Source organism: Elusimicrobiota bacterium (assembly GCA_041658405.1).
Classification (GTDB): domain Bacteria; phylum Elusimicrobiota; class UBA5214; order JBBAAG01; family JBBAAG01; genus JBBAAG01.
Map to the genome: position 1 here is coordinate 1 of JBBAAG010000096.1, position 10,009 is coordinate 10,009.

The following is a 10,009-nucleotide window of genomic DNA, read 5'->3' on the forward strand; positions in this document are numbered from 1 at the left end:
ATAGTTTAGGTACCTAGTTGCGGGGTCATAACACAATAGAATCATGGTATCGGAATGTTTTGCGTAATCCACGTCGTCAGTGCCGATCAGCAGGATGAGTAAAGGTTTGTTATTTAATAAAGACATCGCTACTTTACTGCTAAGGGTTAATCCTGTAATGAGCAGCAGTATCGCAAGGCAAATACCGAAGATTAAAGGTTCTGTACTTTTAATTTTATTTTTTACTGCCATAAACTTTGTTTGTTAATATATATCTTTCTACAACTTCTGGTATGTAGTATTTTAAACTCATACTCTTTCTTGCCCGCAGACGTATTTGTGTGCTTTCAATATCAATCAACGGTGTATCTATGAGCCGTACCTTATTTATAACATTTTTATCAACTTTTTTCAAATCATAACCCGGCCGTGCAGCTATAATGAATGTGCAGAGTGATAGTAATTCAAGCCCGTGTTTCCATAGGGGTATCTGTATAAGTTCGTCCATACCGATTATAAAGTATAACTTCGCGCGGGAATATGTGCATTTAAGTTTTTGTAGTGTGTCATAAGTATAGGATACAGTTTTTGTGTCAGTTTCAATACGTGATACAGAAAAGTATTTATTGCCGTTAACCGCGAGTTTTACCATTGCATACCGCTGTTCCGGGGTTGCGAAAGTTGTGTTCTTATGCGGAGGTATGCCCGAGGGTATAAATATTATTTTGTGTAACCTCATTTTTTCGCGGATATACGACGCGGTGAATAAATGGCCGTAGTGTATAGGGTCAAAACAGCCGCCATAAAGGCCAAGTTTGTGTTTATCCAATGATTATTCCCTTATCTGTCCGTTACCTTTAACAACATATTTCAATGAGGTAAGTTCTTTTATTCCCATAGTACCCCGTGCATGAAGTTTTTGTGTTGATATACCAACTTCCGCGCCAAGGCCGAATACGCCGCCGTCATGTAACCTCGTGGATGCGTTATGCAGGACACACGAAGAATCAACACGCGCAAGGAACTTCTCCGCAGCTTTACGGTTTTTTGTGACAATACATTCAGTATGCGCGGAACTGTATTTGTTTATGTGTTCAATCGCGGAATCAATATCGGGTACTACCTTTATTGCGATGGTTAACCCAAGGTATTCTTCAGGCCAATCCTGTTCTGTTGCGGGTTGGTCAAGTTTAATAATTCTGGCGGTATCCCTGCACCCGCGGAGTTTTACGCCCGCGGTTTTGTATTGTTCAGCGATTAATGGTAAAAACTTACCGGCAATACGTTTGTGGACCAAAAGTTTTTCTGCTGCGTTACACACTCCGGGCCGCTGAACTTTGGCGTTATACGCTATCTTTAATGCCATTGGGATATCAGCGGAGGAGTCAATGTATACATGACAATTACCGCTTCCATGCGCGAGGACCGGGATTGTGGAACTTGAAATTATGGATTCCACCATAGCTTTACTGCCCCTGGGGATTACAACATCGATGTATTTGTTCATCTTTAACAACCGATAAATAACTTCGCGGCCTGTCGACGGAATATAAGTAACAGCTGCTTTTGGGATACCGCAGCGTTCCAGCGCAGACCCCACAATTTTTGAGAGTATAAGGTTGGAATTAAACGCTTCAGACCCGCCTCTTAACAAAACAGCGTTGCCGGATTTCAGGCATAGAGCCGCAGCGTCTATGGTAACATTAGGGCGGGATTCGTATATCATGCAGATAACGCCTAATGGTATGTGTACCCGCGAGATTGTGATACCGTTTGGACGGCGCCAGTGTTCCGTAACCGTCCCTACAGGATCGGGGAGTGAGATTATATCGTTAATACTTTCAGCGATGCTTTTTATACGTTCTGCGTTAAGCATTAACCGGTCAATCATAGCGGGGGTCAGGTGATTAGCCTTTGCACAGGTAAGGTCTAACTTGTTATGTTTTATTATCAGTCCCGTGTTTTTAATGAGTTCACCCGCAATTGTTCTTAGGATACTATTTTTTTTTGTTTCCGGTAATACTGCCACAATACGGCTTGCGATTTTGGTTTTCTGTAATATACCTTCAATTGTTTTAGCTGACATTATTTTTGTAGCCATACAAAACTGTTTTCCTTCCGTATTTATTTGCCTTTTTTATGTAAAGCGTATACCGCAAATTTCAGGGCTTCCATCAAACATCCGGTATCCGCAATCCCGCGGCCTGTAATATCATACGCCGTACCGTGTCCCGGTGATGTACGGATGTACGGTAAACCGTATGTATAATTCACAATACTGTTATAACCGGTCAGTTTCAAAGGTAACATCGCTTGATCATGATACATCGTAACTATTATATCAAACTTACTACGTGATGAAGAAGAGAACATAGCATCAGCCGGTAATGGCCCTTCTGCATTAAGGCCGTGTTTACGCGCTAGCCGTACTGCGGGTAAGATTATATTTTTTTCTTCAGTACCGATTAATCCGTTATCCCCGCAATGCGGGTTTAACCCGCATACACCTATACGTGGTGAATTATTACCAAAATGTGTTTTCATTAATGAATACGCGGTGGTGATGGTATCAAGTATTTTATTGACCGAAAGCGCAGAGGCAACATTTTTTGTTGCTATATGGCGTGTCACCATAACAGTTTTGTAGTAACGGTTGAACATACACATTGTAACCTTCGATGGGTTAAGGTGTTCTAGTTTTGCCAATAATTCTGTATGCCCTGTAACGTTTATCCCCGCAAGCTGCCATGCAGTTTTTGATACCGGTGCGGTTAGCATTGCATCTGCCTGCCCGGACTTGATTAATTCATGGGCGGTAAGGATGTAGTTGTAAGACAATAATCCTGATTGCTTCGATGGTTTGCCTTTAGGGACTACTTCCGCAGTAGAGTTCCGGGGTTCAATTATCTGTATATTCCTTAAATGGTCTGAATTTTTAATAAATTTCCGGTGTCCGACAATAATGTAGTGCGCGTATTGATGCACTGTTTTTTTACTAAAAACTTTAGCAATAATTTCCGGGCCGATACCCGCAGGATCGCCGATTGTAACTGCTATTACAGGTGGCATCCAATTAATACTTTTTTATTGCCGCCTTCTTACGCAGTGCTTCTACCCAGATTGCAGAATTTTCGTCTACCCTTTTTTGCGCGATATAGACCATTAAATAATTTTTTATGTCGTCAAACGCAAGTTTTTGCGCAGCTTTCTTTTCTTCAACTTTAAGGATGTGATACCCGAAATTTGTTTTTACGACACCGCTTATCCCGCCTACTGGCAAAGAAAACGCAGCGCCTTCAAAATCTTTTAGTTCCGGGAGGTTTCTTTTCGGTACATACCCGAGATCCCCGCCCTTGTTCTTACTATCAGTATCATCAGAATACTTTTTTGCAAGTTCACGGATATCCCCGCCGTTATCTATCTGTTTCTTCACGTCTTCCGCTTTTTGTTTAATTTTTTCATTTTCTTCATCTGTAGCGGTAGGTTTTACTTCGAAGAGTATATGCCGTAGGCGTACCTGTTCAGCACTTGCTAATGCAAATTCAGCAGCGAGTTGTTCAAGTTCTTTTTTTTCAAGTTCAGTACCTGATTCTGCCTTACCCCCGGCGGAAACAACTTTCTGGATTTTGTTGTATAACGTTTTAGCATCATCTTCTGTGGGTTTAACGATTTTGCTTTGCACTTCAATCTCAAGGATCTTCATCATCATTAATTGTTGTTCAATTTTTTCACGGAAAGCGGTTAACGTATAACCGTTGCGTTTAAGTTCGTTACTAAAATCCGCTTCCGTAGGAAAACGGTTCTTCACGGTTTCCATCCCGCGGTCAACTTCAGGTTTTGAGATTTTTATCCCGCGTTTTTTTGCTTCCTGCTGAACTAGGCGTAGGTTGATCATCTGGTCAAGGACGTTATCGCGGAGTTTGGATTCATTTTCTTTTGTCTGCTGATTTTTTGGGAGTAACATATCTATCAAAGGCGACATGTTCTTCTCAAGTTCGGACTGCAGGATAACTTCATTGTTTACCCTGGCAACAACTTTACTCACAACCTCTGCCGAGAGGGTTGTTAAAAATAAAGGTAACACAAAAACTGTTAATAATACACTTCTCTTTAAAATAGCCATAATACTAATACTTATCTCCTTTCAGATATAAAACAATATAATACTATACTTTATGTTTATTTGACAAGAAGGATTTGATAAAAGGAATAACTTCGTTACTATAAACCGGGCTTATCCTGGCAATGAGTTTATCCATAGGGTCAAATGTTACAGTCTTACCGGCTGTTCTGATACTTCTGAGTAAGTCCTTTGGGTTCGGTACGCGGGTGGGTTCGTATGTAAATATCACAGCATCGTCTTTTTCAAGTACTGCAATTCCGGTAAGCCCGTTTATTCTACAGAGGACACGGATATCGCAGAGGTTAAGCAGTTCCTGCGCAGCTTTCGGAGGATAACCGTATTTATCTTTGAGTTCCGCCCGGAGGTCTGTGATCTCATCCCAGGTTGATGCGTTGATTAGTGTCTGATAGTAATGTATGCGTTCCCCGGGGTTGGGCATATAGTCACGCGGGAGAAATGCGTTTGCCGGGATTTCCAGTGTGATCTCAGGTTTTTGTATCCTATCCTGAGGTTCACCGCGTAAACGCCGGATTGTTTCGTTCAGTATCCGGAAATACAGTTCATACCCTACTGCCGTAATAAACCCGTGTTGCTGTTGCCCAAGGATATTACCTGCCCCGCGGATTTCAAGGTCACGCATAGCTAACCGCATTCCGGACCCCAGCGCAGTGAACTCCTGGATTGCGGTTAATCGTTTCCTCGCTTGTTCCGTTAATGAAGAAAGCGGGGAGATAAGAAAGTACGCGTATGCTTTGACATCACCGCGGCCAATACGCCCGCGTAACTGATACAACTGCGCAAGGCCAAAATTATCTGCGTCCTCAATAATGATAGTATTGACCTGCGGGAGGTCAAGCCCGGATTCTATGATACTCGTGGAAACTAATACATCAATCTCCCGGGTGATAAATTTATGCATAACTTCTTCAAGTACCGTGGCTGACATTTGCCCGTGTGCAACGTCAAACCGTACTTCTGGACATAATGTGCGTAGGTGTTCAAGTGTTACGTATATGGTATCAATACGGTTATGTACGTAAAACACCTGTCCTCTGCGTTTGAGTTCCGTATCAATAGCAGTGCGGATAACCTGTTCATTTATTGGTATAACATATGTTTCAATAGGTAAACGTCCTTCCGGAGGGGTTTCAATTACTGAAATACTGCGGATACCGCTTAACGCCATAGATAATGACCTCGGGATCGGTGTTGCGGATAAGGTCAGGACGTCAACCGAGGTTTTTAATTGTTTAATCATTTCTTTTGCCCGTACGCCAAACCTGTGTTCTTCGTCAATAATAAGTAATCCAAGATCCGCGAATTTAACGTCTTTCGATAATAACCGGTGTGTTGCGATGAGGATATCAACTTTTTTTTGTGAAAGATCTTCAAGAATACGTTTTTGCGCGTCCCTGTTCCTGAATCGCGAGATCATTTCTATGTTTATAGGGAATTTGCGGTAGCGTTCAATAAAAGTGTTGTAATGCTGTTCCGCAAGGATGGTTGTCGGGACAAGGATCGCGGTTTGTTTGCCGCCAAGTACACATTTTAATGCTGCACGCATCGCAACCTCTGTTTTGCCATAACCTACATCGCCAATCACAAAATGGTCCATCGGATAATTCGAGGACATCGCTTTTTTTACGTCATCAATAGCTCTAACCTGGTCTTCCGTTTCTTCATATGGAAAACTTTCAGCAAATTCAAGTTCAATATCATTGTCTTGCGGGAAAGAATAGCCGTTATTAGTTTTTCTCGAAGCTTCGGTCTGGATTAACTGTTTTGCCAGGAGTTCCACTGCCTGGCTGACTTTCATTTTTAAACGTTCCCATGATTCGCCGTCAAGGGAGTTAACTTTAGGGGTATGCCCGTCTGGGGCTAAATATTTCTGGACATACTTAAAATCTGATACCGGTACGTGTAAAGTGTCACCACGAAGGTATTGGATAAGCAAAAAATCGTGGGTTTGTACCCCAAGTTGTAGTTGTTCAACCCCGCGGTAGATACCGATACCGTAATTCTCGTGGACAACATAATCCCCGGGTTCAAGGTCGGATAATGTGCGTAACCTGCGCCCAAGCTGGTACTTCGGCAGGCGGTAGCGTATTTTTCTGCGGTCAAAAATGTCGTTCTCTGATATCACCACCTTTTTTTCGTTATCAAATATACACCCGGTATCCAGAGGCGCAATTGTTACCCTGGGATTGCCTATACGGTCAACGTATTTTTGTATAAGTTTTTCAATACGTTCTTTTTCTGTGATGTTATGAGAATATATAATGACTTCATATCCCGTACCCTGCCATCCGTTAATATAGTTCGCTAATATGTCAAGTTGCCCGTTGATAGGCGGGATTGAGTGTGACGGGTAACACGTATCGTTTTCAGTTATAAGCGCAGTATAAATTAATCTGCGGAAACTGTTCTCCGGTAATGTATCGCATAAACTGTCCTCAACTGCAGAGTTATAAATCATAATTGTGTCAGTATTGAGGAAAGATAAAATTGTTGATGTTCCTACCGGCGGGGTGAATGGTATAACTTTTTGGCTGTGTATTTCGCGGTGGGAACGCTGGGTGAGGGTATTGAATATATTGATGGATTCAACTGTGTTCCCATCAAAAATTATGCGGATAGGTTCGTCACTGGTTAAAGGCCAGGTGTCAACTACACCACCGCGGACAGCGTAATCACCCGGGCGGTCAACAAAATCGGTTTTTGTGTACCCGTTATCCTCCAAAAATGTTGTGAGTTCTCCGGGTTTGGTATCCCCGGTTTTGTTTAGTACAAAACATTTTGTGTTAAGATCTTCCGGGCTGAATACAGGGGAAGTTAATGCTGCCGGTGTGGTGAGTATGATTGTATTGGTTAATGATTTTAGCTGGTCAATGCATTTAATGCGTTGCTGATAATCACCGGAGGGGTATGAAATAACTGTTACCGCGTTAGCGCGTAATGTTGTGTTTAATGCTGTGAGGTCGTCCATAACAATATCCGCAGCGTCATCAGTTTCCGCTACTAAAACCACGGGTGCGGTCTTTATTGTAATTGCGAGGTCTAGTGATAATAACGCATACGCGCAGCCGTGTACCTGCGCTATGCGGGACGTTGCGCCCGGGGGAAGGTTATGTAAAAACATTTTGGGGTTCACTTTTTTAGTAGTAACGTCACCGATTCTATATGGCTTGTTTGAGGGAACATATCAACTACCTGTGTTTGTAGTACGGTGTATCCTGAGAGTATAAACTTTTTGAGGTCACGCGCAAGTGTTGAGGGGTAGCATGAAACATACACAATTTTTGTGGGTGAATGCGCTACAATTTTGTCAATTGTTGCATCTGAACACCCTGCCCGGGGAGGGTCGATTATTATGGTTGTATCATCCGGGATATCGATAAGTTTGTCAAATACTTCACTGTCATCACGGATAAACTGGCAGTTAGGTATTTTGTTGAGGTTAAGGTTCGCAATAGCGTCAGTGATGGAGTCCGTACTGTTATCCACGCCATATGATTGTTTTACATACGGTGCGAGGTATAAACCAATCCCGCCGCTGCCACAGTAAAGGTCAATAACAGTATCTGTCTTCGCAGGGGTTAGCATATTAACAATTGTGTCGTATAACATCGGTATCTGCGGGGTGTTTATCTGGTAAAACGATAACGGTGAGATCCTGAATTTGAGTTCATTGATAACCGGATGCGGGATTGTGTCGTATAAACATTCTACACCATCGAGTTGGATGGTATCATTCCCAAAGATGACGTTTGTACGGTTTGGGTTGACATTCTGATATAAACTAACAATCTCAGGGACTTCCGATCTTATACGGAATAACAGTTTTTTTAGGTCGGGTAAAAAACCGTTGTGTGTCACGAGTACCGCCAGGATGCTATCGTCATTAAATGAGTACCGCAAACTAACATGGCGTAATGTGCCGGAATGCCGCGATTCATTATACGGAGTGAGGTTGCTTGTGCGTAATAATTGTTTAAGTTTTGTTACTGCTGTGTTCATCTTACGCGGGAGAACATAGCATTCCGGTACTTCAACAATGCTGTGGCTGTCCGGCGCGTAAAATCCCAGGGTTAATGTATTATCCTCGTTTGGGCGTACCGCAAAATGTGTGCGGTTACGGTAATTGTATTGTTGTCCCGCTGCTTTCGCAGGGAGTACGTCAATCTTCTCCGGTTGGGGAATAAATGAAAATATTTCGGTATACGCTTTTTGTTTGTTCAATAATTGCTCAGCGTAGTCCATGTGTTGCCAGTCACAGCCGCCGCAATAAGGTTTATCACACGCTGCGGGGTTATAAAACCCCGGGCACCGGGGGTTGACTCTAGCGGTGCTGGGTGTAATTATTTTTGTTGGGATACCAAATCCATAACTTTTCTTGCGTTGCGTGTACCTAAACTCAACGGTTTCACCGGGGCAGGTGTAGGATATAAAAGACGTAAATCCTGCTTGTTTAATAATACCTGCTCCGCCGTTGACAAGTTTTTCTATCGTACCGGTGGTTGTCCCGGAAATACTATGTTTTTCCCGCGGGTTACTTTTGTTCATAGTGATACATCATATAATATTTTTCGTACTTTCTATTGTCAAATGAGAGATTTGGTTAAGGATTATACCAACAACTTCAACGCATCCCTGCCTGTCATTCCGGGGGTAAGCCCAAGTTTTGATGCGGCAGATGTTACTTTCACTACGGGTTTATCCAGCATTTCATTTACTGTTGATACACCGGTGATCACTGCTGCGGTATCACCGAACTTCTCAGCAGCTTGAATATCAAGGTATCCGCAGATAAGGTATCCTTTAGGCGCAATTATTGTTATTAATACCTTTGTTTGCAGTTTAAGTTCGTAACCTTTAAACGTTATACCGCCAATAACAACCTGCCTCTCAAAACTTGTCATAATAAAAAAATTACCTTCTCTTGCTTGTCTGGCGTACACGGCGGAGAACTTTTAATTGCGCAAGTGCGCGGTTCAAGGCTAGTTGCGAGCTAGCCAAATTTTTTCCTTGCTGGAGGTCAAGGTTAGCGGTTTCTTTTAACTGCCTTGCGCGTTCCGCGCTAAGTTCGGCTGTTAGGTCAGCGGATTCCGCGTAGATTTCAATTTTTTTGGGGTGTACTTCCAAAAACCCGCCGGAGACTGCGTAACTGGTAATATCCTGCCCGTTCTTTAGTTTGAGTTCACCGGGTTGTAGTTGCGCGATTAAGTGTGCGTGCCCGGGTAGGATGCATAACTCGCCGTTGATCGCCGGGACCGTTACGGATTCTACATCAGCCTGGATAATCATTTTCTCCGGGGTAATAACTTCTACGTGTATAGTTTTCATTTAAACCGTATTACTCCAACTGTTTTGCGCGTTCCTTCGCTTCTTCAATCCCGCCTACCATATAAAACGCTTGTTCCGGAAGCGTATCGTGTTTGCCTTCCACTAATTCTTTAAACCCGCGGATTGTGTCTTCAAGTTTGACATACCTGCCCGGGCGGTTAAGGTATGCTTCCGCCACAAAAAAGGGTTGAGATAAAAAGTTTTGTATTTTTCTTGCCCGTGAGACTATGAGTTTATCTTCTTCTGAAAGTTCGTCAATACCAAGTATTGCGATGATATCCTGGAGGTCGCGGTAGCGCTGTAAAATTTTTTGTACATCCGTTGCGACTTTATAATGCTCCTCACCTATTATCAGGGGGTCAAGGATTTTGCTTGATGAATCCAGGGGATCTACCGCAGGATAAATACCCATTGCTGCGATTGAACGCGATAATACGGTTGATGAGTCAAGATGGCTAAATGTCGTCGCAACTCCCGGATCGGTAAGGTCGTCCGCAGGGACGTAAATTGCCTGGATTGATGTAATCGACCCGTTTTTTGTTGAGGTAATACGTTCCTGTAACT

Annotated in this window: 10 protein-coding genes; all 10 read right to left on the bottom strand. The window is 42.9% G+C overall.

The features are described 5' to 3' along the window. Window positions 1–231: hypothetical protein (locus tag WC955_11965; protein MFA5859767.1), on the bottom strand; the 231-nt coding region annotated here is incomplete at its 3' end. Beyond that, window positions 215–808, bottom strand: coding sequence for a nicotinate-nucleotide adenylyltransferase (gene nadD / locus WC955_11970; protein ID MFA5859768.1), 594 nt, complete (start codon window positions 806–808; stop codon window positions 215–217). The genes nadD and WC955_11965, both read right to left, overlap by 17 nt. A 3-nt stretch (window positions 809–811) precedes the next feature. Beyond that, a complete protein-coding gene (locus WC955_11975; GenBank protein MFA5859769.1) occupies window positions 812–2,080 on the bottom strand; it encodes a glutamate-5-semialdehyde dehydrogenase in 1,269 nt (422 codons plus the stop codon). Between the two features lie 23 nt (window positions 2,081–2,103). Continuing rightward, the gene (pdxA, locus tag WC955_11980; GenBank protein MFA5859770.1) at window positions 2,104–3,048 is read right to left on the bottom strand and encodes a 4-hydroxythreonine-4-phosphate dehydrogenase PdxA; all 945 of its coding nucleotides are present in this window, start codon (window positions 3,046–3,048) and stop codon (window positions 2,104–2,106) included. A 4-nt stretch (window positions 3,049–3,052) separates the two neighbouring features. After that, complete coding sequence (locus tag WC955_11985) at window positions 3,053–4,102, bottom strand: peptidylprolyl isomerase (GenBank protein ID MFA5859771.1); 1,050 nt, start codon at window positions 4,100–4,102, stop codon at window positions 3,053–3,055. 43 nt (window positions 4,103–4,145) lie between these two features. Continuing rightward, the gene (gene mfd / locus WC955_11990; protein ID MFA5859772.1) at window positions 4,146–7,241 is read right to left on the bottom strand and encodes a transcription-repair coupling factor; all 3,096 of its coding nucleotides are present in this window, start codon (window positions 7,239–7,241) and stop codon (window positions 4,146–4,148) included. Between the two features lie 8 nt (window positions 7,242–7,249). Continuing rightward, window positions 7,250–8,665 carry a 23S rRNA (uracil(1939)-C(5))-methyltransferase RlmD gene (rlmD, locus tag WC955_11995; GenBank protein ID MFA5859773.1) on the bottom strand — a complete coding sequence of 472 codons (1,416 nt, stop codon included), beginning with the start codon at window positions 8,663–8,665 and terminating at the stop codon, window positions 7,250–7,252. A gap of 62 nt (window positions 8,666–8,727) precedes the next feature. Then, window positions 8,728–9,021 (bottom strand): DUF1805 domain-containing protein, encoded by a 294-nt coding sequence (locus tag WC955_12000; protein ID MFA5859774.1) that lies wholly within the window; start codon window positions 9,019–9,021, stop codon window positions 8,728–8,730. Between the two features lie 10 nt (window positions 9,022–9,031). Continuing rightward, the gene (gene atpC, locus WC955_12005) at window positions 9,032–9,445 is read right to left on the bottom strand and encodes an ATP synthase F1 subunit epsilon (GenBank protein MFA5859775.1); all 414 of its coding nucleotides are present in this window, start codon (window positions 9,443–9,445) and stop codon (window positions 9,032–9,034) included. Between the two features lie 10 nt (window positions 9,446–9,455). Beyond that, window positions 9,456–10,009: F0F1 ATP synthase subunit beta (locus WC955_12010; GenBank protein MFA5859776.1), on the bottom strand; the 554-nt coding region annotated here is incomplete at its 5' end.

Excerpts from the sequence above, each read along its gene's own strand:
- mfd (MFA5859772.1), bottom strand. The coding sequence starts at position 7,241 with ATGTTTTTACATAACCTTCCCCCGGGCGCAACGTCCCGCATAGCGCAG.
- rlmD (MFA5859773.1), bottom strand. The coding sequence starts at position 8,665 with ATGAACAAAAGTAACCCGCGGGAAAAACATAGTATTTCCGGGACAACC.
- pdxA (MFA5859770.1), bottom strand. The coding sequence starts at position 3,048 with ATGCCACCTGTAATAGCAGTTACAATCGGCGATCCTGCGGGTATCGGC.
- WC955_12000 (MFA5859774.1), bottom strand. The coding sequence starts at position 9,021 with ATGACAAGTTTTGAGAGGCAGGTTGTTATTGGCGGTATAACGTTTAAA.
- WC955_11985 (MFA5859771.1), bottom strand. The coding sequence starts at position 4,102 with ATGGCTATTTTAAAGAGAAGTGTATTATTAACAGTTTTTGTGTTACCT.
- WC955_11975 (MFA5859769.1), bottom strand. The coding sequence starts at position 2,080 with ATGGCTACAAAAATAATGTCAGCTAAAACAATTGAAGGTATATTACAG.
- atpC (MFA5859775.1), bottom strand. The coding sequence starts at position 9,445 with ATGAAAACTATACACGTAGAAGTTATTACCCCGGAGAAAATGATTATC.